Source organism: Streptomyces sp. NPDC044002, from assembly GCF_056434525.1.
The window spans coordinates 69,333-93,715 of the sequence record NZ_JBWKEZ010000021.1; the positions used below are offsets into that span (position 1 = coordinate 69,333).

General features: G+C 71.7%; 22 protein-coding genes. 2 read left to right on the forward strand and 20 right to left on the reverse strand.

What is annotated here, in order from left to right; translation table 11 throughout:
• Positions 1–13: 13 nt before the first annotated feature.
• The 6 genes from carB to pyrR all read right to left on the reverse strand — a co-directional run bounded on the left by carB (position 14) and on the right by pyrR (position 8,002).
• Positions 14–3,322 carry a carbamoyl-phosphate synthase large subunit gene (gene carB / locus AC07A6_RS17975; protein WP_478777686.1) on the reverse strand — a complete coding sequence of 1,103 codons (3,309 nt, stop codon included), beginning with the start codon at positions 3,320–3,322 and terminating at the stop codon, positions 14–16.
• Positions 3,315–4,457, reverse strand: a complete 1,143-nt coding sequence (gene carA / locus AC07A6_RS17980) for a glutamine-hydrolyzing carbamoyl-phosphate synthase small subunit (protein ID WP_362473065.1) — start codon at positions 4,455–4,457, stop codon at positions 3,315–3,317. Before carA ends, carB begins: the two co-directional genes overlap by 8 nt.
• On the reverse strand, positions 4,454–5,035 hold the full coding sequence (locus AC07A6_RS17985) for a PH-like domain-containing protein (RefSeq protein WP_478777687.1): 582 nt from the start codon (positions 5,033–5,035) through the stop codon (positions 4,454–4,456). The genes carA and AC07A6_RS17985 overlap by 4 nt, the downstream gene beginning before the upstream one ends.
• Positions 5,032–6,318, reverse strand: coding sequence for a dihydroorotase (locus tag AC07A6_RS17990; RefSeq protein ID WP_478777688.1), 1,287 nt, complete (start codon positions 6,316–6,318; stop codon positions 5,032–5,034). The genes AC07A6_RS17985 and AC07A6_RS17990 overlap by 4 nt, the downstream gene beginning before the upstream one ends.
• 2 nt (positions 6,319–6,320) lie before the next feature.
• A complete protein-coding gene (locus AC07A6_RS17995) occupies positions 6,321–7,310 on the reverse strand; it encodes an aspartate carbamoyltransferase catalytic subunit (protein WP_362473058.1) in 990 nt (329 codons plus the stop codon).
• A 104-nt stretch (positions 7,311–7,414) separates the two neighbouring features.
• Positions 7,415–8,002 (reverse strand): bifunctional pyr operon transcriptional regulator/uracil phosphoribosyltransferase PyrR, encoded by a 588-nt coding sequence (pyrR, locus tag AC07A6_RS18000; protein ID WP_125594207.1) that lies wholly within the window; start codon positions 8,000–8,002, stop codon positions 7,415–7,417.
• 249 nt (positions 8,003–8,251) lie between these two features.
• Here pyrR and bldD point away from each other — a divergent pair, with 249 nt between their 5' ends.
• Positions 8,252–8,752, forward strand: coding sequence for a transcriptional regulator BldD (gene bldD, locus AC07A6_RS18005; RefSeq protein WP_007263032.1), 501 nt, complete (start codon positions 8,252–8,254; stop codon positions 8,750–8,752).
• A 213-nt stretch (positions 8,753–8,965) separates the two neighbouring features.
• On the opposite strand, the gene nusB is transcribed toward bldD, so the two are convergent.
• From nusB to AC07A6_RS18075, 14 genes are all read right to left on the reverse strand, one after another.
• Positions 8,966–9,397, reverse strand: coding sequence for a transcription antitermination factor NusB (nusB, locus tag AC07A6_RS18010; protein ID WP_362472942.1), 432 nt, complete (start codon positions 9,395–9,397; stop codon positions 8,966–8,968).
• Positions 9,398–9,399: 2 nt separating this feature from the next.
• Positions 9,400–9,966 carry an elongation factor P gene (gene efp, locus AC07A6_RS18015; protein WP_125817770.1) on the reverse strand — a complete coding sequence of 189 codons (567 nt, stop codon included), beginning with the start codon at positions 9,964–9,966 and terminating at the stop codon, positions 9,400–9,402.
• 59 nt (positions 9,967–10,025) lie between these two features.
• Positions 10,026–11,132 (reverse strand): aminopeptidase P family protein, encoded by a 1,107-nt coding sequence (locus tag AC07A6_RS18020; protein ID WP_125817771.1) that lies wholly within the window; start codon positions 11,130–11,132, stop codon positions 10,026–10,028.
• A 78-nt stretch (positions 11,133–11,210) separates the two neighbouring features.
• Entirely contained in the window at positions 11,211–11,945 is a 735-nt protein-coding gene (locus tag AC07A6_RS18025) for an AAA family ATPase (RefSeq protein ID WP_362472949.1), read from the reverse strand.
• A gap of 46 nt (positions 11,946–11,991) precedes the next feature.
• Entirely contained in the window at positions 11,992–12,432 is a 441-nt protein-coding gene (aroQ, locus tag AC07A6_RS18030; protein WP_362472952.1) for a type II 3-dehydroquinate dehydratase, read from the reverse strand.
• On the reverse strand, positions 12,429–13,520 hold the full coding sequence (aroB, locus tag AC07A6_RS18035; protein WP_478777689.1) for a 3-dehydroquinate synthase: 1,092 nt from the start codon (positions 13,518–13,520) through the stop codon (positions 12,429–12,431). The genes aroQ and aroB overlap by 4 nt, the downstream gene beginning before the upstream one ends.
• Positions 13,517–14,035, reverse strand: a complete 519-nt coding sequence (locus AC07A6_RS18040) for a shikimate kinase (protein ID WP_478777690.1) — start codon at positions 14,033–14,035, stop codon at positions 13,517–13,519. The genes aroB and AC07A6_RS18040 overlap by 4 nt, the downstream gene beginning before the upstream one ends.
• On the reverse strand, positions 14,032–15,216 hold the full coding sequence (aroC, locus tag AC07A6_RS18045; RefSeq protein ID WP_478777691.1) for a chorismate synthase: 1,185 nt from the start codon (positions 15,214–15,216) through the stop codon (positions 14,032–14,034). The genes AC07A6_RS18040 and aroC overlap by 4 nt, the downstream gene beginning before the upstream one ends.
• Before the next feature lie 187 nt (positions 15,217–15,403).
• Positions 15,404–16,231 carry a shikimate dehydrogenase gene (locus AC07A6_RS18050; protein WP_362472960.1) on the reverse strand — a complete coding sequence of 276 codons (828 nt, stop codon included), beginning with the start codon at positions 16,229–16,231 and terminating at the stop codon, positions 15,404–15,406.
• A 7-nt stretch (positions 16,232–16,238) separates the two neighbouring features.
• Positions 16,239–17,975, reverse strand: a complete 1,737-nt coding sequence (gene mltG / locus AC07A6_RS18055; protein WP_362472963.1) for an endolytic transglycosylase MltG — start codon at positions 17,973–17,975, stop codon at positions 16,239–16,241.
• Between the two features lie 128 nt (positions 17,976–18,103).
• On the reverse strand, positions 18,104–18,574 hold the full coding sequence (gene ruvX / locus AC07A6_RS18060) for a Holliday junction resolvase RuvX (protein WP_030028999.1): 471 nt from the start codon (positions 18,572–18,574) through the stop codon (positions 18,104–18,106).
• A gap of 2 nt (positions 18,575–18,576) precedes the next feature.
• Positions 18,577–21,246 carry an alanine--tRNA ligase gene (gene alaS, locus AC07A6_RS18065; RefSeq protein ID WP_478777692.1) on the reverse strand — a complete coding sequence of 890 codons (2,670 nt, stop codon included), beginning with the start codon at positions 21,244–21,246 and terminating at the stop codon, positions 18,577–18,579.
• A complete protein-coding gene (locus AC07A6_RS18070; RefSeq protein ID WP_478777693.1) occupies positions 21,246–21,599 on the reverse strand; it encodes a DUF6167 family protein in 354 nt (117 codons plus the stop codon). Before AC07A6_RS18070 ends, alaS begins: the two co-directional genes overlap by 1 nt.
• Positions 21,600–21,607: 8 nt before the next feature.
• Positions 21,608–22,036 (reverse strand): DUF948 domain-containing protein, encoded by a 429-nt coding sequence (locus tag AC07A6_RS18075; protein ID WP_007263046.1) that lies wholly within the window; start codon positions 22,034–22,036, stop codon positions 21,608–21,610.
• Positions 22,037–22,216: 180 nt separating this feature from the next.
• On the opposite strand from AC07A6_RS18075, the gene AC07A6_RS18080 reads away from it, so the two are divergent.
• Positions 22,217–24,376, forward strand: coding sequence for an ATP-binding protein (locus AC07A6_RS18080; protein WP_478777694.1), 2,160 nt, complete (start codon positions 22,217–22,219; stop codon positions 24,374–24,376).
• The last annotated feature ends 7 nt before the right edge of the window (positions 24,377–24,383 follow it).

Consider the following 24,383-nt stretch of genomic DNA (forward strand, 5'->3'; position numbering starts at 1 on the left):
CGCTTACGGGCTGCTAGTCGCGGGCGGCGTTCAGGTGCTCCGCGTGCTCCTGGAGGGAGCGCACGCCGACGTCACCGCGGTTGAGCGCGTCGATGCCCTGGACGGCGGCGGCGAGCGCCTGGACCGTGGTCAGGCACGGGACGCTGCGCGCCACGGCGGCCGTACGGATCTCGTAGCCGTCGAGGCGGCCGCCGGTGCCGTACGGGGTGTTGACGATCAGGTCGACCTGGCCGTCGTGGATGAGCTGGACGATGGTCTTCTGGCCGTCCGGGCCCTCGCCCTCGCTGAGCTTGCGCACGACGGTGGCGTTGATGCCGTTGCGGCGCAGCACCTCGGCGGTGCCGGAGGTGGCGAGCAGCTCGAAGCCGTGGGCGACGAGCTCGCGGGCCGGGAAGATCATCGAGCGCTTGTCGCGGTTGGCGACGGAGATGAACGCGCGGCCCTTGGTCGGCAGCGGGCCGTACGCGCCGGCCTGCGACTTGGCGTACGCCGTGCCGAAGACCGTGTCGATGCCCATGACCTCGCCGGTGGAGCGCATCTCCGGGCCGAGGACGGTGTCCACGCCGCGGCCGTGGATGTCGCGGAAGCGCGACCACGGCATGACGGCCTCCTTGACGGAGATCGGCGCGTCCAGCGGCAGGGTGCCGCCGTCGCCGGCCTTGGGCAGCATGCCCTCGGCGCGCAGCTCGGCGATGGTGGCGCCGAGCGAGATGCGGGCGGCGGCCTTCGCGAGCGGGACGGCGGTCGCCTTCGAGGTGAAGGGGACGGTCCGGGAGGCGCGCGGGTTGGCCTCCAGGACGTAGAGGATGTCGCCCGCCATCGCGAACTGGATGTTGATCAGGCCGCGGACGCCGACGCCCTTGGCGATGGCCTCGGTGGAGGCGCGCAGGCGCTTGATGTCGAAGCCGCCGAGGGTGATCGGGGGCAGGGCGCAGGCCGAGTCGCCGGAGTGGATGCCGGCTTCCTCGATGTGCTCCATGACGCCGCCGAGGTAGAGCTCGGAGCCGTCGTAGAGGGCGTCGACGTCGATCTCGATCGCGTCGTCGAGGAAGCGGTCGACCAGCACGGGGCGGGTCGGGGAGATCTCCGTGGACTCCGCGATGTAGGACTCCAGGCGGGTCTCGTCGTAGACGATCTCCATGCCGCGGCCGCCGAGCACGTAGGACGGACGGACGAGGACCGGGTAGCCGATCTCGTCGGCGATCGCCTTCGCACCCGCGAAGGTGGTGGCGGTGCCGTGCTTGGGCGCGGGCAGGCCGGCGTCGGCGAGGACCTGGCCGAAGGCGCCGCGGTCCTCGGCGGCGTGGATGGCCTCCGGGGAGGTGCCGACCACGGGCACGCCGTTGTCCTTGAGCGCCTGGGCGAGGCCGAGCGGGGTCTGGCCGCCGAGCTGGACGACGACACCGGCGATCGGGCCGGCCAGCGACTCGGCGTGGACGATCTCCAGCACGTCTTCCAGCGTCAGCGGCTCGAAGTACAGGCGGTCGGAGGTGTCGTAGTCCGTCGAGACGGTCTCGGGGTTGCAGTTGACCATCACGGTCTCGTAGCCGGCGTCGCTGAGGGCGAAGGAGGCGTGGACGCAGGAGTAGTCGAACTCGATGCCCTGGCCGATGCGGTTCGGGCCGGAGCCCAGGATGATCACCGCGGGCTTGGTGCGCGGGGCGACCTCGGACTCCTCGTCGTAGGACGAGTAGAAGTACGGGGTCTTCGCGGCGAACTCGGCGGCGCAGGTGTCGACCGTCTTGTAGACCGGGCGGACGCCGAGGGCGTGGCGGACCTCGCGGACGACGTCCTCGCGCAGGCCGCGGATCTCGGCGATCTGGGCGTCGGAGAATCCGTGGCGCTTGGCCTCGGCGAGCAGCTCGGGGTGGAGCTTCTCGGCGGCGGCCAGCTCGTCCGCGATCTCCTTGATCAGGAAGAGCTGGTCGACGAACCAGGGGTCGATCTTCGTGGACTCGAAGACCTCCTCCTGGGTGGCGCCGGCGCGGATGGCCTGCATGACGGTGTTGATGCGGCCGTCGGTCGGGCGGACCGCGGTGGCCAGCAGCTCTTCCTTGTCGCCGGGCTCGCCGACGAAGGTGAACTGGGAGCCCTTCTTCTCCAGGGAGCGCAGGGCCTTCTGGAGGGCCTCGGTGAAGTTGCGGCCGATGGCCATGGCCTCGCCCACCGACTTCATGGTGGTGGTGAGGGTGGCGTCGGCGGCCGGGAACTTCTCGAAGGCGAAGCGCGGGGCCTTGACGACGACGTAGTCGAGGGTCGGCTCGAAGGAGGCCGGGGTCTTCTCGGTGATGTCGTTCGGGACCTCGTCCAGCGTGTAGCCGATGGCCAGCTTGGCGGCGATCTTGGCGATCGGGAAGCCGGTGGCCTTCGAGGCGAGCGCCGACGAACGGGAGACGCGCGGGTTCATCTCGATGACGATGACGCGGCCGTCGTCCGGGTTGATCGCGAACTGGATGTTGCAGCCGCCGGTGTCGACGCCCACCTCGCGGATGATCGCGATGCCGATGTCGCGGAGCCGCTGGTACTCGCGGTCGGTGAGGGTCATCGCCGGGGCGACGGTGATCGAGTCACCGGTGTGCACGCCCATCGGGTCGAAGTTCTCGATGGAGCAGACGACGACCACGTTGTCCTTGGTGTCGCGCATCAGCTCCAGCTCGTACTCCTTCCAGCCGAGGATGGACTCCTCCAGGAGCACCTCGGTGGTCGGGGAGAGCGTGAGGCCCTGGCCCGCGATGCGGCGCAGCTCCTCCTCGTCGTGGGCGAAGCCGGAGCCGGCGCCGCCCATGGTGAAGGAGGGGCGCACGACGACGGGGTAGCCGCCGAGGGTGTCGACGCCCTTGATGACGTCGTCCATCGAATGGCAGATGACCGAGCGGGCGGACTCGCCGTAGCCGATCTTGCCCTTGACGGCCTCGACGACGCCCTTGAAGAGGTCGCGGTCCTCGCCCTTGTTGATGGCCTCGACGTTGGCGCCGATCAGCTCGACGCCGTACTTCTCCAGCACTCCCTGCTCGTGCATGGAGATGGCGGTGTTGAGCGCGGTCTGGCCGCCGAGGGTCGGGAGCAGCGCGTCGGGGCGCTCCTTGGCGATGATCTTCTCGACGAACTCGGGGGTGATCGGCTCGACGTACGTGGCGTCGGCGATCTCCGGGTCGGTCATGATCGTCGCCGGGTTGGAGTTCACCAGGATGACCCGCAGGCCCTCGGCCTTGAGGATGCGGCAGGCCTGGGTGCCGGAGTAGTCGAACTCCGCGGCCTGGCCGATGACGATCGGGCCGGAGCCGATGACCAGGACGGACTGGATATCGGTGCGCTTAGGCACGCTCGGCCTCCATCAGGGATACGAAGCGGTCGAAGAGGTACGCGGCGTCGTGCGGGCCCGCGGCCGCCTCGGGGTGGTACTGGACGGAGAAGGCCGGCTGGTCGAGCAGCTGGAGGCCTTCCACGACGTTGTCGTTCAGGCAGACGTGCGAGACCTCGGCGCGGCCGTAGGGGGTCTCGGACACCTTGTCGAGGGGCGCGTCGACGGCGAAGCCGTGGTTGTGCGCGGTGACCTCGACCTTGCCGGTGGTGCGGTCCTGGACCGGCTGGTTGATGCCGCGGTGGCCGTACTTCAGCTTGTAGGTGCCGAAGCCGAGCGCGCGGCCCAGGATCTGGTTGCCGAAGCAGATCCCGAAGAGCGGGGTCTTGCGCTCCAGGACGCCCTGCATGACCGAGACGGGGCCGTCGGCGGTGGCCGGGTCGCCCGGGCCGTTGGAGAAGAACACGCCGTCGGGGTTGACCGCGTACACGTCCTCGACGGTGGCGGTGGCCGGCAGCACGTGCACCTCGATGCCGCGCTCGGCCATCCGGTGCGGGGTCATGCCCTTGATGCCGAGGTCCACTGCGGCGACGGTGAACTTCTTCTCCCCGATCGCGGGGACGACGTACGCCTCCTTGGTGGCGACCTCGGCGGAGAGGTTGGCGCCCTTCATCTGCGGCTGCGCCTGGACCTTCGCCAGCAGGGCCGCGTCGTCGGCGATGGCCTCGCCGGAGAAGATGCCGACGCGCATGGCGCCGCGCTCGCGCAGGTGGCGGGTCAGGGCGCGGGTGTCGACGCCGCTGATGCCGACGACGCCCTGCTTGACGAGCTCCTCGTCCAGCGAGCGCTGCGAGCGCCAGTTGGAGGGGACGCGGGCGGGGTCGCGGACGACGTAGCCGGAGACCCAGATGCGGGAGGACTCGGGGTCCTCGTCGTTGACGCCCGTGTTGCCCACGTGGGGGGCGGTCATCACGACGACCTGGCGGTGGTACGACGGGTCGGTGAGGGTCTCCTGGTAGCCGGTCATGCCGGTGGAGAACACGGCTTCGCCGAAGGTCTCCCCCACTGCGCCGTAGGCGCGGCCGCGGAAGATGCGGCCGTCCTCCAGGACGAGTACGGCGGGAGCTTTGGCTGCTCCCCTGGTGGAGGTCGTCATCGTTCGGCGCCTTCCGTCGTGATGGATTGGTTCATGGAGTTGATGGCCTCGACCCAGGCCGCGTGTTCGGCGACCCGGTCGGAGCGGAATCCGGAGTCGATCAGCTTGTCGCCGTGCGCCCATGTGACGACGAGCAGACCGCCCTCGGTGAGTACCTTGCCCGCGATTCCCTTGTCGAGGCGGGCGCCGCGCAGCTGCGCGGCCGGTACGAAGAAGTCGGTTGCCCCCGGACGGACCACGTCGAGGCCCGCGTCGGTGAGGGTGAGCTCGACCCGGCTGCGGACTCCGAGCCCGTGGGCGACGATCCGGTCGAGCCACTGCCCGGCGGTGGTGGACCCGTGGTACCGGCCGGTCAGGGCCAGCCGGTGCTCGGGGAGACCGCCGGGGGCGGCGGGCAGCTCGGGCAGATCGTTCTGCAGAGCGCCGCGCCATTTCCAGCCCTGCCGCATCAGCCAGTACACGAACGCGATGAAGACGAGCAGACCGATCACCCACGCGATGCGTGCGCCCCAGTCCGTCACCTCCGCCGACTGTCGTTCGGCGGCCTCGGCGGCCAGTTGGATCACTGCAGGTGTCACGCCAGTTTCCCGTCCACGACCGTTGCCCGGCCCCGCAGGAAGGTGTGAGTGACGCGACCCGGCAGCTCGCGGCCCTCGTAGGGCGTGTTGCGGCTGCGGGAGGCGAAGTGTGCGGGGTCCACGACACCACGGTACGAGGTCTCGACCAAGGTCAGGTTCGCGGGTTCACCTGCCGAGACGGGCCGGCCGTGCCCCGAGAGGCTTCCGATGCGCGCGGGAGCGTGCGACATCCGCTCCGCGACGCCCGCCCAGTCGAGCAGTCCGGTCTCGACCATCGTCTGCTGGACGACGGAGAGCGCGGTCTCCAGGCCCACCATGCCCATGGCGGCGGCGGCCCATTCGCAGTCCTTGTCCTCGTGCGGGTGCGGGGCGTGGTCGGTGGCGACGATGTCGATCGTGCCGTCGGCGAGCGCCTCGCGCAGGGCCATCACGTCGCGCTCGGTGCGCAGCGGCGGGTTGACCTTGTAGACCGGGTTGTACGAGCGCACGAGCTCGTCGGTGAGGAGCAGGTGGTGCGGGGTGACCTCGGCGGTGACGTCGATGCCGCGGGACTTGGCCCAGCGGACGATCTCGACGGAGCCGGCGGTGGAGAGGTGGCAGATGTGCACGCGGGAGCCGACGTGCTCGGCGAGGAGGACGTCGCGGGCGATGATCGACTCCTCGGCGACGGCCGGCCAGCCGCCCAGGCCCAGCTCGGCCGAGACGACGCCCTCGTTCATCTGGGCGCCCTCGGTGAGGCGGGGCTCCTGGGCGTGCTGGGCGACGACGCCGCCGAAGGCCTTCACGTACTCCAGGGCGCGGCGCATGATCACGGCGTCGTCGACGCACTTGCCGTCGTCGGAGAAGACGGTGACGCGGGCGGCGGACTCGTGCATGGCGCCGAGCTCGGAGAGCTTCTTGCCCTCCAGGCCGACGGTGACGGCGCCGATGGGCTGGACGTCGCAGTAGCCGGACTCCTTGCCCAGGCGCCAGACCTGCTCGACGACGCCGGCGGTGTCGGCGACCGGGAAGGTGTTGGCCATGGCGAAGACGGCCGTGTAGCCGCCGGAGGCGGCGGCGCGGGTGCCGGTGAGGACGGTCTCGGAGTCCTCACGGCCGGGCTCACGCAGGTGGGTGTGGAGGTCGACGAGGCCGGGGAGGAGGACCTGGCCCTCGGCCTCGATCACCTGGGCGCCCTCGGCGGACAGGCCGGTGCCGACCTCGGCGATGGTCTCGCCGTCGATCAGGACGTCCTGCACGTCGCCGCCGAGGACCTTCGCACCGCGGATAAGGATCTTGCTCATGGTTACTTGTTCTCCTCGGTACGGGCGGCGGCGGGGGTGGTGACGGCGGGCTCGGAGCCTCCGAGCAGCAGGTAGAGGACGGCCATGCGGATCGAGACGCCGTTGGCGACCTGCTCGACGACCGTGCAGCGGTCGGAGTCGGCGACCTCGGCGGTGATCTCCATGCCGCGGACCATGGGGCCGGGGTGCATGACGATGGCGTGCTCGGGCATCTTGGCCATGCGGGCGGCGTCCAGGCCGTAGCGCCGGGAGTACTCGCGCTCGGTCGGGAAGAAGGCGGCGTTCATCCGCTCCCGCTGCACACGCAGCATCATGACCGCGTCGGACTTCGGCAGCACCTCGTCGAGGCTGTACGAGATCTCGCAGGGCCAGTTCCCGACGCCGACCGGCACCAGGGTGGGCGGGGCCACCAGGGTGACCTCGGCGCCGAGGGTGTGCAGCAGCTGGACGTTGGAACGGGCGACCCGGCTGTGCAGGACGTCGCCGACGATGGTGATGCGGCGGCCGTTCAGGTCCTTGCCGAGTCCGGCGTCGCGGCCGACGAGGCGGCGGCGCATGGTGAAGGCGTCGAGCAGCGCCTGCGTGGGGTGCTCGTGGGTGCCGTCGCCGGCGTTGATCACCGGGGCGTCGATCCAGCCGGAGGTGGCGAGCCGGTAGGGGGCGCCGGAGGCGTGGTGGCGGATGACCACCGCGTCCACGCCCATGGCCTCCAGGGTCTGGGCGGTGTCCTTGAGGGACTCGCCCTTGGAGACGCTGGAACCCTTGGCGGCGAAGTTGATGACGTCGGCGGAGAGGCGCTTCTCGGCGGCTTCGAAGGAGATCCGGGTACGGGTCGAGTCCTCGAAGAACAGGTTGCAGATGGTGAGGCCGCGCAGGGTGGGCAGCTTCTTTATCGGCCGGTCGGCGACCCGGGCCATCTCCTCGGCGGTGTCGAGGATCAGGACGGCGTCGTCGCGCGTGAGGTCGGCGGCCGAGATGAGGTGGCGCTTCATCTGGGTGCTCCGTATGTCGGGAGGGCAGGCAGGCGGGGCTGACGGGTGTGCGGGCAGGGCAGGCCTCGGCACGGGCCCCACGAGGGGTCCCGTACGCGCGGGTGTTACTGCCCTGCTGCCTGGGCGGTCCGCTGGCCGAGCAGCACGGCGTCGCGGCCGTCCTCCTCCTGGAGCTGGACCTTGACGGTCTCGCGCAGCGAGGTGGGCAGGTTCTTGCCCACGTAGTCGGCGCGGATCGGGAGTTCGCGGTGGCCGCGGTCGACGAGGACCGCGAGCTGGACGGCGCGGGGGCGGCCGATGTCGCCGAGCGCGTCGAGGGCGGCGCGGATGGTGCGGCCGGAGAAGAGGACGTCGTCGAGGAGGACCACCAGGCGGCCGTCGATGCCGTCGCCGGGGATCTCGGTGCGGCCGATCGCCCGCGCGGGCTTCAGGCGCAGGTCGTCGCGGTACATGGTGATGTCGAGGGAGCCGACCGGGATCTTCGTCCCGGTGATCTCCTCCAGCTTGGCGGCCAGCCGGCGGGCCAGGTACACACCGCGGGTGGGAATGCCGAGGAGCACCACGTCGTCGGCGCCCTTGGCGCGCTCGACGATCTCGTGGGCGATGCGGGTCAGGACCCGGGCGATGTCCTGCGCCTCCAGAACGGGGCGCATTTCCTCGTCGGCCGAGACCTGGGAAGTCGTGCTGTCCATGAAAAGGACCTCCTTCTCCGCCTCACGGGACGGACCTTAAAGGACGTCTGATGTACGCCGTCCACGGTACCAGGGGTGGGCGGGGGTCCTCGCACCGGGGCCCGGCGGCACCCCTCGTAAGAGGGCGTGGAAGAGCATTCGGCTTGACGCATCCAAGTAACGCTGCGTAACCTCACAGTGAGTTACCAGCCGCGCGGCGGAGCCGCATGGTCTCCATGTAGTCACAGCGTCACAGCGTCCGGGAGCGTTATGTCCAGCGAATACGCCAAACAGCTCGGGGCCAAGCTCCGCGCCATCCGCACCCAGCAGGGCCTCTCCCTCCACGGTGTCGAGGAGAAGTCCCAGGGCCGTTGGAAGGCCGTGGTGGTCGGTTCCTACGAGCGCGGGGACCGCGCCGTGACCGTCCAGCGCCTCGCCGAGCTGGCGGACTTCTACGGGGTTCCGGTCCAGGAACTGCTGCCGGGCACGACCCCCGGCGGTGCGGCCGAGCCGCCGCCGAAGCTGCGCCTCGACCTGGAGCGCCTGGCGGGCGTCCCCGCCGAGAAGGCCGGCCCGCTCCAGCGTTACGCCGCCACGATCCAGAGCCAGCGCGGCGACTACAACGGCAAGGTGCTGTCGATCCGCCAGGACGACCTGCGCACCCTGGCCGTCATCTACGACCAGTCCCCCTCGGTCCTGACCGAGCAGCTCATCAGCTGGGGCGTCCTGGACGCCGACGCGCGTCGCGCGGTGGCCCACGAGGACATCTAGTCCCAGGAGAGCCGTCCAGGCTCAGCAGAAACGTTACCGGCGGGTGCCGGTGCCCCAGGGCGCCGGCACCCGCCGGTTTTTCGTCGGCCGGCCGGCAGAAACCCCCGCGGGGACGCACGGCCGGCCGGAGAACGGCGGAGGGGGGGGGGGGGGGGGGGGGGCCGGGCCCCCCCCCCCCCCCCCCCCCCCCCCGCTCAGCCGTCCGGCTCCGGGCTATTCGCCCCGGCGCAGACTCGGCTTCAGGTCCTTGAAGCGGGCCAGCAGGCCGTTCACGAACGCGGGCGAGTCGTCCGTGGAGAACTCCTTGGCCAGCTGCACGGCCTCGTCGATCGCCACGACGTCCGGGGTCTCGTCGACCCAGATCAGCTCGTAGGCACCCAGCCGCAGGATGTTCCGGTCGGCGACCGGCATGCGGTCGAGCTCCCAGTCCACGGCGTAGGTGACGATCAGGTCGTCGATGCGCTTCACCTTGTCGGCGTAGCCCTCGACGAGGTCCATCGTGAACGCGTTGACCGGCGGCTGCCGGTCGTCCGACCGCGAGTGGCGGATCCAGTCGGCGAGGACCTCGCGCACGGGCACGCCGCGCTGGTCGGCCTCGAAGAGGATCTGGAAGGCGCGCTTGCGCGCGTTGCTCCGGGCAGCCACGGTTAGCTGTTCACCCGGCCGAGGTAGGCGCTGGTGCGGGTGTCGACCTTGATCTTCTCGCCGGTGGTGACGAAGAGCGGGACCTGGATCTCGTGGCCGGTCTCCAGGCGGGCCGGCTTGGTGCCGCCGGTGGAGCGGTCGCCCTGGACGCCCGGGTCGGTGTGCTCGATGGTCAGCTCGACGGCGGCCGGGAGCTCGACGTAGAGCACCTCGCCCTCGTGCTGGGCCACGGAGGCGGTGAAGCCCTCGATGAGGAAGTTGGCGGCGTCGCCGACGGCCTTGCGGTCGACCATCAGCTGGTCGTAGGTGCTCATGTCCATGAAGACGAAGTAGTCGCCGTCCATGTACGAGAACTGCATGTCACGGCGGTCGATCGTGGCGGTGTCGACCTTCGTGCCGGCGTTGAAGGTCTTGTCGACGACCTTGCCGGAGAGCACGTGCTTGAGCTTGGTGCGCACGAAGGCCGGGCCCTTGCCGGGCTTGACGTGCTGGAACTCGACGACGGACCAGAGCTGGTCACCGTCGAGCTTGAGCACCATGCCGTTCTTGAGGTCGTTCGTGGAAGCCACGGTTGCGGAATCTCCTGCACTGGAAGACCAGGGATGCGCGCACGGTCCGGCGATGCGGACTAGAGCGCGAGCAGCTCCTTGGTCGTAATGGTGAGTAGCTCGGGACCGCCGTCCGCCTCGGGGCGCACGACGAGCGTGTCATCGATCCGGACACCTCCCCGGCCCGGGAGGTGAACCCCCGGTTCGACGGTGACCGGCACGCAAGCGTCCAGTTTACCCATTGCCGTAGGTGCAAGCTGCGGGTCCTCGTCGATTTCGAGACCGACCCCGTGTCCCATCCATCCCGCGAGGGCCTCACCGTGCCCCGCGGAGTCCAGTACGGAACGCGCCGCGTGGTCCACTTCCCGGTACGCGGCACCGGGCACCAGGGCCTGCCGGCCGGCCCGCTGGGCGGCGAAGACCAGGTCGTACAGCTCGATCTGCCAGTCGGCCGGCGTGGTGCCGATCACGAAGGTGCGGCCGATCTCGCAGCGGTAGCCGCGGTAGTTGGCGCCGAGGCAGACGGAGAGGAAGTCCCCCTCCTCCACCCGCCGGTCGGAGGGCCGGTGCCGGGAGCGGCCCGAGTGCGGGCCGGTGCCCACGGACGTCGGGAACGCCGGACCGTCCGCGCCGTGGTCCACGAGCCGGCGCTCCAGCTCCAGGGCCAGGTGGCGTTCGGTCCGGCCGACGAGGATCGACTCCAGCAGCTCGCCGAGGGCCTGGTCGGCGATCTCGGCGGCGATCCGCAGACAGGCGATCTCCTCCTCGTCCTTGACCAGCCGCTGCTGCTCCACCGCCGTGCCGAGGTCGGCCAGCCGCAGCCGGGGCGCGACCGAGTGCACGGCCCGGTGCCGGCCGACGGTGAGGTGGTGCTCCTCCACGGCGAGGGAGTCGGCCCGGTTCGCCGCGGCCAGGTCGGCGGCGGCCACGGCCGGGTCGGCGCCGGGGGTGGGCAGCACGGAGACCCGCAGCCCCTCGTCGAGCCGCCCCTCGTCCGCCTCGCCGGTGGGTGCCCCGGGGCAGAACAGCACGTCCTCGGCGGGCCCGACCAGCAGGACGGCGCCCAGCGGGGACGCCCCGGCGAGGTAGCGGACGTTCGCCGGACGCGTGACCAGGGCGGCGGAGTTGCCCGCGGCGGCGCAGCGCTCGCGGAGCAGGCCCCTGCGGGCCTCGTACACGTCTGACATGTCTTCGAGCCTACGAGCGCCCCGCGCATCCGGCCCGGCGAGCGCGTCCGGACGGGGCCGGGACGCCCCTTCGGGCTCCTACCAGCGGGGCGGGCTCGTCAGCGCCCGCGCGAGGGCCTCGTCCAGGGCCCGCGCGGTGCCCTCGACGTCGAGGTGGGTGTTGTCGATGATCGGCAGCCCGGAGCCGTACCAGCCCGCCATCCGGCCGTGGATGCGGGCGACCTCCTCGTCGGAGAGCCGGCGGTTGCCTGAGCGGGCCGCGTTGCGGTCGAGGACCACGTCCAGGCCGGGCAGCAGCACGACCGGCAGCAGGGCGGGCCCCACGTGGCGCTTCCAGCCGCCGAGGCCCACCACGGGCCGGTCCGGGAAGACGGCGTCGTCGAGGATGCAGGAGATCCCGTTCGCCAGGAAGTTGCGGGCGGCGAAGCCGCAGGTGCGGCGGGCGAGGCGGTACTGGGCCTCGGAGTGCTCGTTCCAGCCGGCCTGCGGGTCCGCGAAGCCCGAGCAGACCCATTCGCGGACGTCGTCCAGGCTGATGTGCGCGGTCGGCACCGGCCGGGTGCGCGCCCAGTGCCGGGCCACGGTCGTCTTGCCCGCTCCGGCCGGGCCGATGAGCAGTACGGCGAGCACCGCCCCGCCGGTGCCGGGCGCGGGCGGCACCGGCGCGGCGGCCGCGGCGGGAGGCAGCGGGATGTGCCCCGTCGCGTCGGGCACCGGTGCCACCGGCCAGCCCTGCGCAGGGGGTATCGGCGGCTGCGGGGGAACCGCCGGGTGCTGTCCCGGCGGACCCCAGCCCCCCACTCCGTGCTGCATCCGCGCCACTCCGTCTCGTTCAGGCGACTGATGCGAGAACGTTATCTCAGGCCGTGACCTCTTCCGCCAGCGCACGCAGCGCCAGCCGGTAGGAGCCCAGCCCGAAGCCCGCGACGGTGCCGGTCGCCACGGCCGCGATGACCGAGGTGTGCCGGAACTCCTCCCGGGCGTACGGGTTGGAGATGTGCACCTCGATCAGCGGCGCGGTGCGCTGCGCCGCCGCGTCCCGCATGGCGTACGAGTAGTGCGTGAAGGCGCCCGGGTTGATGACGACCGGGATCTTGCCGTCGGCAGCCTCGTGCAGCCAGCGCACCAGCTCGCCCTCGTCGTTGGTCTCGCGGACCTCCACCTCGAAGCCGAGTTCCGCGCCCAGGGCGGTGCAGCTCTCCACGAGGCCCGCGTACGAGGTCGCCCCGTACACGTCGGGCTCGCGGGACCCGAGCCGGCCCAGGTTCGGGCCGTTCAGGACCAGCACCCGGCGGCTCACGCGGAGACCTCGCCGTAGGCGGCGACCAGGTGCGCCGGGTCCGGGCCCTCCAGCACGGTGGGCTTGGCCAGGCCGTCCAGGACGATGAAGCGCAGCAGGTTGCCGCGGGACTTCTTGTCGACCTGCATGGTCTGGAGCAGCTTGGTCCACTGGTCGCCGCGGTAGGTCAGCGGGAGGCCCACCGAGGCCAGGACGGCCTTGTGGCGGTCGGCGGTGGCGTCGTCGAGCCGCCCGGCCAGCCGGCCGAGCTCGGCCGCGAAGACCATGCCGACGGAGACCGCCGCGCCGTGCCGCCACTTGTAGCGCTCGTTCTTCTCGATGGCGTGCGCGAGGGTGTGGCCGTAGTTGAGGATCTCCCGCAGGCCCGACTCCTTGAGGTCGCTGGAGACCACGTCGGCCTTGACCTGGATGGAGCGGACGATCAGCTCGGCCGTGTGCGGGCCGGCGGGGGTGCGGGCCGCCGCCGGGTCCTCCTCGATCAGGTCGAGGATCACCGGGTCGGCGATGAAACCGGCCTTGATGATCTCGGCGAGGCCGCTGACGTAGTCGTTGACCGGCAGCGACTCCAGCGCGGCCAGGTCGCAGAGCACCCCGGCCGGCGGGTGGAAGGCGCCGACGAGGTTCTTGCCCTCGGCGGTGTTGATGCCGGTCTTGCCGCCGACCGCCGCGTCCACCATGGCCAGCACGGTGGTCGGGACGGCGATCCAGCGCACCCCGCGCAGCCAGCTGGCCGCGACGAAGCCCGCCAGGTCGGTGGTGGCGCCTCCGCCCACGCCGACGATGACGTCGGTGCGGGTGAAGTTGGACTGGCCGAGCGCCTTCCAGCAGTACGCGGCCACCTCGACGGTCTTGGCCTCCTCGGCGTTCGGCACCTGGATGGCGATCGCCTCGTAGCCCTGCTCCGCCAGGTCCGCGCGCAGCGCCTCGCCGGTCTCGGCCAGCGCCTCGGGGTGGATCACGGCGACCCGCTGGGCCTTCGTACCGATCAGGGTGCCGAGTTCGCCGAGCAGCTGCCGGCCGACCAGCACGTCGTACGCGTCGTGTCCGGCGCTGGCGCCGACGTTGATCCGCGTCACCTGGTCTGTCATACGTCCTTCAACTCCAGAGCGTCGAGGACCGCCTGGGCGACCTCTTCGGGGGTGCGGTCGTCGGTGGCCACGACGACGCGCGCGACTTCGGTGTACAGGTGGCGCCTGGCCTCCATCAGCTCGCGCCACTGGCGGCGCGGGTTGACGGCGAGCAGCGGGCGGGCGGCGCCGTGCCCGACGCGGCGCACGGCCTCCTCGACGTCCATCGACAGGTAGGCGACGGGCAGCCCGGCCAGCAGGGCGCGGGTGCCCTCGTCGAGGACGGCTCCGCCGCCGAGGGCGAGGACTCCGGTGTGCTCGGCGACGGCGGCCGCGACGGCCGCGCGCTCCAGCTCACGGAAGTACGGCTCGCCCTCGTCGACGAAGATGTCGGAGATCTCCCGGCCCTGGGCCGCGACGATGTCCGCGTCGGTGTCCCGGTAGGGGACGCCGAGCCGGCGGGCGAGCACGCCGCCCACCGTGGACTTGCCGGAACCCATGGGTCCGACGAGTACGACCAGGGGGCCGCCCGTCACCGGATCTGCAGGTTGTCGAGGTAGGACCGCAAGTTGCGGCGGGTCTCGGCGACCGAGTCGCCGCCGAACTTCTCGACCACGGCGTCGGCCAGGACGAGCGCGACCATGGCCTCGGCGACGATGCCCGCGGCGGGCACGGCGCAGACGTCGGAGCGCTGGTGGTGGGCGACCGCGGCCTCGCCGGTGGCGACGTCGACGGTGGCCAGGGCGCGCGGGACGGTCGCGATGGGCTTCATCGCGGCGCGGACGCGCAGCAGCTCGCCGGTGGTCAGGCCGCCCTCGGTACCGCCGGAGCGGCCGGAGGTGCGCTTGATGCCCTCGGGGGTGGAGACGATCTCGTCGTGCGCCTGGGAGCCGGGGACGCGGGCCAGCTCGAAGCCGTCGCCGACCTCGACGCCCTTGATGGCCTGGATGCCCATGAGCGCGGCGGCGAGGCGGGCGTCGAGGCGGCGGTCCCAGTGGACGTGGGAGCCGAGGCCGACGGGCACGCCGTACGCGAGGACCTCGACGACGCCGCCGAGGGTGTCGCCGTCCTTGTGGGCCTGGTCGATCTCCGCGACCATCGCCTTCGACGCGTCGGCGTCGAGGCAGCGGACCGGGTCGGCGTCGAGCTTCTCGACGTCGGCGGGGGTCGGGTAGACGCCGTAGGGAGCCTTGGCCGAGGCCAGCTCCACCACGTGCGAGACGATCTCGATGCCCGCGACCTCCTTGATGAAGGAGCGGGCGACGGCGCCGAGGGCGACGCGGGCGGCGGTCTCACGGGCGCTGGCGCGCTCCAGGATCGGCCGGGCCTCGTCGAAGCCGTACTTCTGCATGCCCGCGAGGTCGGCGTGGCCGGGGCGGGGGCGGGTCAGCGGCGCGTTGCGGCCGGTCTCCTTGAGCAGCGAGGGGTCGACCGGGTCGGCCGACATGACCGTCTCCCACTTGGGCCACTCGGTGTTGCCGACCATGATCGCGACCGGGGAGCCCTGGGACAGTCCGTGGCGGACACCGCCGAGGAAGGTGATCTCGTCCTGCTCGAACTTCATGCGGGCACCGCGGCCATAGCCGAGCCGGCGCCTCGCCAGGTGGTCGGCCACCAGCTCGGTGGTGACCGGGACGCCGGCGGGAAGACCCTCCAGCGTCGCGACCAGTGCCGGTCCGTGCGACTCTCCTGCGGTCAGCCAACGCAACCTGCTCAACGATGCTCCTCATGCTCGCGCCTGGCACTGCGACGACCCGTCCGGCTGCGCGGACCGGACGGCCGTACCCGAATCCTCCCACGTCCGGGCCGTCCCGCGGATCTCGGTCCAGCTGACGGACGACCCGGAGGGCCCGGACGTGCGCGATCGTGCCCGGTGCTGCTATCGGCTCCCTACGCGCGCGGCCTCAGTGGCGGGCGCGCAGGGCCGCCTCGCCGGCGGCGCGCATGGCGGCGAGGGGGCCGGGGGTGCGGCCGGTCATCTGCTCGACCTGGAGCACGGCCTGGTGGACGAGCAGGTCGAGGCCGCCGAGGAGGGTGCCGCCCCGCCCGGACCAGGCGGCGGCCAGGGCGGTGGGCCAGGGGTCGTAGAGGACGTCGAAGAGGGTGCCGGGCGCGTCGGGGACGGCTGCGGCGAGCTCGTCCGTGGCGCCGGCCGGGGTGGTGGCGATGACCAGCGGCGCCTCCAGCGCGCGGGCCGCGTCCGACCAGTCGGCCGTACGGACGTCGACGCCGAGCCGCTCGCCCCACTGGCGCATCTCGTCGGCGCGGGCGTCCGAGCGGACGTACGCGGTCACCTCGCCCGTGCAGATCCGGGCGAGGGCGGCGAGCGCCGAGGAGGCGGTGGCGCCCGCCCCGAGGATCGCGGCGGCGGGCACCTTCTCGACGCCGCGCTCGTGCAGGGCGGCGATCAGGCCCGGGACGTCGGTGTTGTCGCCGAGGCGGCGGCCGTCCTCGGTGAACACCACCGTGTTGACGGCCTCCACCGCGGCGGCGGTGTCGCTGATCCCGTCCAGCAGCGGGATGACCGCCCGCTTGAGCGGCATGGTCAGCGACAGCCCGGCCCACTCGGGGCCGAGGTCCGCCACGAACGCGGGCAGGGCGGCCTCGTCGATCTCGAACCGGTCGTAGGACCAGTCGTCGAGGCCGAGCTCCCGGTACGCGGCGCGGTGCAGCACCGGTGAGAGGGAGTGCTCGATGGGCGAACCCAGCACCGCGGCCCGTATCCGTGACATGTCTTGCCTACCCGCCGTTCTTCTGCTTCTGCCGTGCCTGGAACTCGTCGGCGAGCTTCATGTGCTCTTCGTACGTCTTGGTGAAGGTCGTCTTGTTGCCGTCGACCGACACGAAGAACATCCAGCCGCCGTGGTCGGGGTTGAGCGTAGCGGTCAGCGCGTCCGCGCCGGGGTTCCCGATCGGGCCGGGCGGGAGTCCCTTGACGAAGTGCGTGTTGTACGGGTTGTCGAAGGCCTGGGCTTCCTTCAGGTTGAAGTTGATCTCGCTCTGGTTCTTGACGTAGTTGTACGTCGAGTCGAACTGGAGCCGCTGGTTCGTGACGTCGTTGGTCTTCTTGAGGCGGTTGTAGACCACCTCGGCCATCTTGCGGAAGTCGTCGTGGTTCTTGCCCTCGGCGTTCACGAGGCTGGCGACGGTGATCACCTGGAGCGGGTTCTCCAGGTTCAGCTCCTTGGCCTTGGCCTCGACCCCCATCTCCTGGTACTTGTCCGCGGCGTTCTTGACCATCTGCCGGAGCAGCGACTCGGGCGTGCTGTCCTTCTTCAGGTCGTAGCGGGCGGGCAGCAGGAAGCCTTCCAGCGGGTCGACGAGCTTCGGGTTGTTGCCGGCCCAGGCCGGCAGGCCGAGGTTCTTCGCCTCGCGCAGGGCGATGTCCTTCGTGGTGCCGTCCGGCTTGCCGAGCTTCTTGTCGATGGCCTCGTAGATCTTGGAGTTGCGCAGGCCCTCGGCGATGGTGATGACGTTCAGCTTGCTGGGGTCGATCATCAGCGCGACGGCGGCCGAGGCCGACATCTTCTTCTTCATCGGGTAGACGCCGGGCTGGATCGACTTGCCCTTGGGGTTGGCGTTCGCCGCGTCGACGAACGCCTGGGCGCTGGCCACCACGCCGGCCTGCTTGAGGAGGCGGCCCATCTGGCCGAGGCCGGCGTCCTTGGGGATCTCGACCTCGATGATCTCCTCGGTGCCCTCACCGGCGAAGTCCTCGGCCGGGGCGAAGCGGTCGTGGAGGTAGTTGTAGCCGTAGTAGCCGCCACCGCCGACCACGCCGACGATCACCACGGCGGCGATCAGACAGGCCGTGCCGCTGCGTTTCTTCTGTTTGCCGCCCTTGCCGCCCTTGGAACGGCCGCCGGACCGGCGCCCGCGCGGATCGTCGCCGTCGTCGGAGCCCCGGCCGCCGGCGGGCAGGAGCGCCTCTTCGGGCTCCTCCTCTTCAAGGGGTTCCTCGACCGGTTCCGGTTCCAGGTGGCGCAGGCCGGGCGGCTGCGGCGGCGGGTAGGCCTCGGCCGTGGTGTACAGGTCGGGGGCCTCGCCGGGGTAGGCCCCGACGGTCTGCTGCGCGTACGGGTCGGCACCGGCGTACGGGTCGACCTGTACGGCCGCGGCCGCGTACTGGCCCTGGCCGGTGTCCCAGCCCTGGCCGTTGCTCCCGTCGTACGCGGGCTGCGGGGCCATGGGCTGAGGGGCCATCGGCTGCGCGCCCATGGGCTGGGCGGCCATCTGCTGCTGGACCATCTGCTGGTACTGGAGCTGCTGCGCGTAGGCCTGCTCGTCGTACTGCTGCGGATACTGGCCCGCGAACTGCTGCTGGTACTGCGGCTCCTGCGGGTACTGCTGCTGGAGGTCCCCGCCGTAGGGCACCTGCGCCTGCTGCGTCTGGTGCGCGGTCCACCCCTGGTCCCCGTAGAGGGGGTCCTGGGGGTTCCACGGTTCGGAGCCGTGGCCCCGGCCATAGTCAGTCATCGGTCCCCTAGAGCCGCGAGACGAAGGCCGCGGCTTCTGTCGGCCGCGACACCCGGTTCCGCCTCTTTGGTGGTGAGCGACGGCTGTTCGAATGCCGTCTCATCGCGCGGAACGTTACCGTATCGCGATCAGACAACCACTTCGACGCACTCACCGGGCGGATTACCTGATACCCGTTCGGTCTCAAGAGCGTTCTGGAGGATAACCACAGCGGCCGCCTGGTCGATGACCGACCTGCCCTTCTTGGCGTTCCGGCCGGAGGCCCGCAGGCCCTGGGCGGCGGTGACCGTGGTCATCCGCTCGTCCACCAGCCGGACCGTCACCGGCTTGATCCCCTTGGCCAGTTCGTTCGCGAATGCGCGCACCTTGGCCGCGGCCGGCCCCTCCCGCCCGCTGAGCGAGCGGGGGAGGCCGACCACGACTTCGAGGGGCTCGTACTCCTCGACGAGCTGCCGCAGCCGCCGGTGGGCGAAGGGGATGTCCCGGCCCGGGACGGTCTCCACCGGCGTGGCGAGCACCCCGTCGGGGTCGCAGGACGCGACCCCGATCCGGGCGTCTCCGACATCGATGGCCAGTCGGCGGCCGCGGCGCAGAGTCATCGTCAGGCCGTCTCTGCCACGAGGCGCTCGACGGCGGCGATGGCCTCGGGCACGGCGCCCGGGTTCTGGCCGCCGCCCTGGGCCACGTCCGGCTTGCCGCCACCGCCGCCGCCGAGGGTCTTGGCGGCGGTGCGGACCAGGTCACCGGCCTTGAGGCCGCGCTCGCGGGCCGCCTCGTTGGTGGCGATGACGGTCAGCGGGCGGTCGTTCGCCACGGTGAACAGCGCGACGACGGCCGGGCGGTCGCCCTGGATGCGGCCGCGGACGTCGAGGACCAGCTTGCGCAGGTCGTCGGCGCCCGTGCCGTCCGGCACCTGGCCGACGACGAGGGCGATGCCGCGGATGTCCTGGGCGTTCGAGGCGAGACCGGCGGCGGCCTGGAGGACCTTCTCCGCACGGAACTTCTCGATCTCCTTCTCGGCGTCCTTCAGCTTGCCGAGCATGGAGGCGATCTTCTCCGGCAGCTCCTCCGGACGGCCCTTGACGAGCTCCTGGAGCTGGGCGACGACCGTGTGCTCCTTGGCGAGGAAGTTGTACGCGTCGACGCCGACCAGGGCCTCGACGCGGCGCACGCCGGAGCCGATGGAGGACTCGCCGAGCAGCTTCACCAGACCCAGCTGGGCGGTGTTGCCGACGTGCGTACCGCCGCACAGCTCCTTGGAGAAGTCGCCGATGGTGACGACGCGGACCCGCTCGCCGTACTTCTCGCCGAACTCGGCGATGGCGCCCTGCTTCTTCGCCTCGTCGATGCTCATGATCTCGGCGGTGACGTCGAGCTCGCGGGAGAGCACGTCGTTGATCTTCTGCTCGACGTCGGTGAGGACCGAGCCGGGGACGGCGTTCGGCGAGCCGAAGTCGAAGCGGAAGCGGCCGGGGCTGTTCTCGGAGCCGGCCTGGGCGGCCGTCGGGCCGAGGGCGTCGCGCAGCGCCTGGTGGGTCAGGTGGGTGGCCGAGTGGGCGCGGGCGATGGCCCGGCGGCGCTTGACGTCGATGGCGGCGTACGCGGAGGCGCCCACCGTCACCTCGCCGACCTGCACGGAGCCCTTGTGCACGGAGACGCCCGGGACCGGCTGCTGGACGTCGCGGACCTCGATGACGGCACCGGTGTCGAGCTTGATGCGGCCCTGGTCGGCGAGCTGGCCGCCGCCCTCTGCGTAGAAGGGGGTGCGGTCGAGGACGACCTCGACCTCGTCGCCCTCGGAGGCGGCGGGCGCGGAGACGCCGTTGACCAGGAGGCCGACGATGGTGGACTCGCCCTGGGTGGTCGAGTAGCCGGTGAACTCGGTGGCGCCGGAGCCGTCGGCGATCTCCCGGTAGGCCGACATGTCGGCGTGGCCGGTCTTCTTGGCCTTGGCGTCGGCCTTGGCGCGGTCGCGCTGCTCCTGCATCAGGCGGCGGAAGCCGGGCTCGTCCACGGTCAGGCCCTGCTCGGCGGCCATCTCCAGGGTGAGGTCGATCGGGAAGCCCCAGGTGTCGTGGAGCAGGAACGCCTTGTCGCCGGCGAGGACCGTGCCGCCGGCGGCCTTGGTCTCGGTCACGGCGGTGTCGAGGATGTTCGTGCCGCCCTTGATGGCCTTCAGGAAGGCGGCCTCTTCGGCGAGGGCGACGGTCTCGATGCGCTTGCGGTCGGTGATCAGCTCGGGGTACTGCTGCCCCATCGTGTCGACCACGACGCCGATGAGGTCCTGGACGACCGGACCGGTGGCGCCCATGAGGCGCATGTTGCGGATGGCGCGGCGCATGATGCGGCGCAGCACGTAGCCGCGGCCCTCGTTGCCGGGGGTGACGCCGTCGCCGATGAGCATCGTCGAGGTGCGGATGTGGTCGGCGACCACGCGCAGGGAGACGTCGGTGCCCTGGGCGGCGCCGTACTGCACGCCGGTCAGCTCGGTGGCCTTGTCCATGACCACGCGCAGGGTGTCGGTCTCGTACATGTTCTGCACGCCCTGCAGGATCATCGCGAGGCGTTCCAGGCCGAGGCCCGTGTCGATGTTCTTCGACGGCAGGTCGCCGAGGATCGGGAAGTCCTCCTTCCCGTCGCCGGCGCCGCGCTCGTACTGCATGAAGACCAGGTTCCAGATCTCCACGTACCGCTCGTCGTTGACGGCCGGGCCGCCCTCGACGCCGAACTCGGGGCCGCGGTCGTAGTTGATCTCGGAGCAGGGGCCGCAGGGGCCCGGGACGCCCATGGACCAGAAGTTGTCCTTCTTGCCCAGGCGCTGGATGCGCTCCTGCGGGACGCCGATCTTGTCGCGCCAGATCGCCTCGGCCTCGTCGTCGTCGAGGTAGACGGTGATCCAGAGCTTCTCGGGCTCCAGGCCGTAGCCGCCGTCCGCCACGGGAGTGGTCAGCAGCTCCCAGGCGTAGCGGATGGCCCCTTCCTTGAAGTAGTCCCCGAAGGAGAAGTTGCCGCACATCTGGAAGAACGTGCCGTGGCGGGTGGTCTTGCCGACCTCTTCGATGTCCGGGGTGCGGACGCACTTCTGCACGCTGGTGAGCGTGGGGGCCGGCGGCTTGACCTCACCCAGGAAGTAGGGCTTGAAGGGCACCATGCCCGCGGGCACCAGGAGCAGAGTCGGGTCGTCCGCGATGAGCGACGCCGAAGGGACAACGGTGTGACCGCGCTCCTCGAAGAAGCTCAGCCAGCGGCGGCGGATTTCAGCCGACTCCATCAGTGGTCCTCATTCCGGTTGTACGAAAACTTCGAACGGTGGGTGGTCTGGTCGTTCTGGTGGTACTCGATGGCCCGCAGCCGCCGCGGCCCGGGGAGGGCGGTGACGTTGTCGGGCCGGTCGGGGTCCTGGTGCAACCCCAGTGCGTCGTTCAGCTCGTCCTCGCGCTGCGTCATTCCCGCCTTGACGTCGAGGGCGAAATCCTTGAGGCGGTGCCCGGCCTCCACGGCCTTGTCGGCGGCCTGGGCGGCGAGGCTCTCGGGGGTCAGCTTCTTCAGCTGGCGGTTGACCTTGGTGGTGGCCCACACGCCGGCGGCGGCGCCTGCGGTGAACCAGAAGGCTCGGCGGAACATCGGCGGTCTCAGCCCTTCTGCTTCCGGCGCCGGGCCGGCGGCACCGTACGGCCGACGATCACGGTTCGCCGGGTGGTCTTCTGCGGGGCGTCCTCGGTGCGGCCCAGCGCCTTGCGCACGCCGTAGCCGAAGGCCGCGACCTTGACCAGGGGGCCGCCGAAGGTGGAGGCCACGGTGGAGGACAGCGCGGAGGCGTTGGAGGTGACCTCCTGCACGTCGCTCGCGATGGCGTCGACCCGGTCGAGCTGGGTGCGCGCGGAGCGGACGGTCGTGGAGGCGTCCGCCAGCAGCGGGACGGCCTGCTCGGTGACGTCGGCCACGAGTTTGGTGGTCGCGCGGAGCACCTGCGCGAGCCGTACCAGCACCACGGCGAGGAAGGACACCAGGATGGCCCAGAAAACGGCCACGAGGATGCCGGCCACCTCTCCACCGGACACGTTGCACCGCTCCCTGATCTGCTTGCCTACGGTTTCACTACGGCTCTACTGCGGAGAAAAGTCTCCCTCCGACCCTATCGCGCCGGAGATCCGCCGCAGTACCGGAATTCCGGGTCCGGTGCACGCCCCCGCGGACCCACCTTGTACCCGGCGCGTCCGGAACAGTACTCTCCGTGTCCCATGCGACAGCGACCCACCCGGCGTGTGCCGTCGGGCAATCTTCCCTCGGAGCTGAGTCCCTTCGTCGGGCGGGGTGCCGAACTCGCCGGGGTGGCGCGGCTCCTGGAGTCCTCCCGGCTGGTCACGGTGACCGGGGTGGGCGGGGTGGGGAAGTCCCGGCTGGCGCTGGCCGCGGCCCGGGCGGCCGCCGAGGAGCGCCGGGAACGCCACCGCGACGGCGTCTGGCTGGCCGACCTGTCCTGCGTACGCGATCCCGCGCTGCTGGAGTTCACCCTGGCCGAGGCGCTCCGCCTCACGGACCACACCGTCCGCCCGCCCCGCGCCGTGCTGGCCGGGCACCTGGCCGGACGCCGGCTCCTGCTGGTCCTCGACGGGTACGAGCAGCTGGCCGACGAGACGGCCGCCCTGCTGCGCGAGCTGCTGCTCCGCTCCCCCGGCCTGCGGGTGCTCGCGGCGGGCCGGTGCCCGCTCGGCCTGGACGGGGAAGTGCTGTTCCCGCTGGCCCCGCCCGCCCCCGCCGAGGCCCTGGCCCTGCTGGCCGAACGGGCCGCGGCCGCCGACCCGGCCTTCGCGGTGACGGCGGCGAACCGGCCCGCGCTGACCGAGCTGTGCGCCCGGCTCGACGGGCTCCCGCTGGCCCTGGAGCTGGCCGCGGCCCGGCTGCGGATGCTCTCCCCGGAGCAGGTGCTGGCGCGGCTGGAGGACCGGTTCGCGCTGCTGACCGGCGGTGCGCGCGGGGCGCTGCCCCGGCACCGGACGCTGCGGACGGCGATCGGGTGGAGCCACGAGCTGTGCACCCCGGACCAGCGGCTGCTGTGGGCCCGGCTGTCGGTGTTCGCCGGGCGGTTCGACCTGGACGCCGCCGAGTACGTGTGCGCGGGCCCCGACCTGCCGGCGGACGGCGTGCTCGACCTGGTCGGGGAGCTGCTCGCGCAGTCGGTGCTGGCCCGGGAGGAGACGGCGGCCGGGGTGCGCTACCGGATGCTGGAGACCGTACGGCTGTACGGGGCGGGGTGGCTGGAGTCGCTGGGTGACGCCGGGCGGCTGCGGCGGCGGCACCGGGACTGGTACGTCGGGCTTGCCACGTGGTGCGAGCTGGACTGGTTCAGCCCGCGCCAGCAGGAGGTGGCGGCGCTGGTGGAGACGGAGCTGGCGAACCTGCGCCTCGCACTGGAGTGCTGCCTGGAGGAGCCCGGGGAGCAGCACCTGGGGCAGTACCTGGCGGGCACCCTGTGGTTCTACTGGGCGGGCTGCGGCCGGCTCACCGAGGGCCGGCACTGGCTGGCCCGCAGTCTGGAGCCCGCCGCCGAGCAGGCCGGGGCGGCCGAGGAGTACGAGGGCTCGCGGCTGAAGGCGCTGTGGGTGCTGGGGTACGTGGCGGCGCTCCAGGGTGACGCGGTGGCCTCGACGGGGGCGCTGCACGAGTGCCGGGACGGCGCGGAGCGGACGGGGAACCGGGTGGCGGCCGCGTACGCGGTGCACCGGCTGGGGTGTCTGGCGCTGGTCTCGGACGAGATGGTCCGGGCCGCCGAGCTGCTGGGCGAGGCGCTGGAGCGCTACCGGGAGACCGGGGAGCTGAACAGCAACGTGCTGATGTGCCAGGTGGAGCTGGCGATGGCGCTGGCCTTCCAGGGCGATCCGGCGGGCGCGGTATCGCTGTGCGAGGAGGTCCGGGACATCTGCCTGGAGCGCGGGGAGCGCTGGACGAAGGCGTACGCCCTGTACGTGCTGGCGTACGCGGCCCTGGACGCGGGGGACCCGGCGCGGGCCCGGCGGCTGCTCACCGAGTGCGTGACGGTGAACCACACCTTCCGGGACCTGGTCGGGCTGGTGCTCGCGGTGGAGCTGCTGGCGCTGGTCACGGTCACCGAGGGGGCGGCGGCCGAGGCTGCGGTGCTCCAGGGCGCGGCGGAGCCGATGTGGGACGGGGTGGGGCTGCGGCTGTTCGGGTCGGGGTACTTCAACGCGCCCCGGCTGGCGTGCCAGGAGCAGGCCGCGGAGGTGCTGGGCCCGGAGCGGTACGCGGAGCACGCGGCCGAGGGGCGGCGGCTGACGGTGGAGGCGCTGGTGCGGCGCGCGCAGTGGGTTCCCGGCCCGCGCCCGGCAACGCGAAGGCCCGCCGCCCCCCGGAGGGGACGGCGGGCCGATACCAGCCTGTGAGGGCTAC

Coding starts and splice junctions, on each gene's coding strand:
- AC07A6_RS18080 (WP_478777694.1), top strand. CDS start 22,217: ATGCGACAGCGACCCACCCGGCGTGTGCCGTCGGGCAATCTTCCCTCG.
- AC07A6_RS18020 (WP_125817771.1), bottom strand. CDS start 11,132: ATGTCAGACGTGTACGAGGCCCGCAGGGGCCTGCTCCGCGAGCGCTGC.
- mltG (WP_362472963.1), bottom strand. CDS start 17,975: ATGACTGACTATGGCCGGGGCCACGGCTCCGAACCGTGGAACCCCCAG.
- aroB (WP_478777689.1), bottom strand. CDS start 13,520: ATGACAGACCAGGTGACGCGGATCAACGTCGGCGCCAGCGCCGGACAC.
- AC07A6_RS17995 (WP_362473058.1), bottom strand. CDS start 7,310: ATGAAGCGCCACCTCATCTCGGCCGCCGACCTCACGCGCGACGACGCC.
- carA (WP_362473065.1), bottom strand. CDS start 4,457: ATGACGACCTCCACCAGGGGAGCAGCCAAAGCTCCCGCCGTACTCGTC.
- bldD (WP_007263032.1), top strand. CDS start 8,252: ATGTCCAGCGAATACGCCAAACAGCTCGGGGCCAAGCTCCGCGCCATC.
- ruvX (WP_030028999.1), bottom strand. CDS start 18,574: ATGACTCTGCGCCGCGGCCGCCGACTGGCCATCGATGTCGGAGACGCC.
- AC07A6_RS18070 (WP_478777693.1), bottom strand. CDS start 21,599: ATGTTCCGCCGAGCCTTCTGGTTCACCGCAGGCGCCGCCGCCGGCGTG.
- AC07A6_RS18025 (WP_362472949.1), bottom strand. CDS start 11,945: ATGCAGCACGGAGTGGGGGGCTGGGGTCCGCCGGGACAGCACCCGGCG.
- AC07A6_RS18050 (WP_362472960.1), bottom strand. CDS start 16,231: ATGTCACGGATACGGGCCGCGGTGCTGGGTTCGCCCATCGAGCACTCC.
- AC07A6_RS17990 (WP_478777688.1), bottom strand. CDS start 6,318: ATGAGCAAGATCCTTATCCGCGGTGCGAAGGTCCTCGGCGGCGACGTG.
- pyrR (WP_125594207.1), bottom strand. CDS start 8,002: ATGGACAGCACGACTTCCCAGGTCTCGGCCGACGAGGAAATGCGCCCC.
- alaS (WP_478777692.1), bottom strand. CDS start 21,246: ATGGAGTCGGCTGAAATCCGCCGCCGCTGGCTGAGCTTCTTCGAGGAG.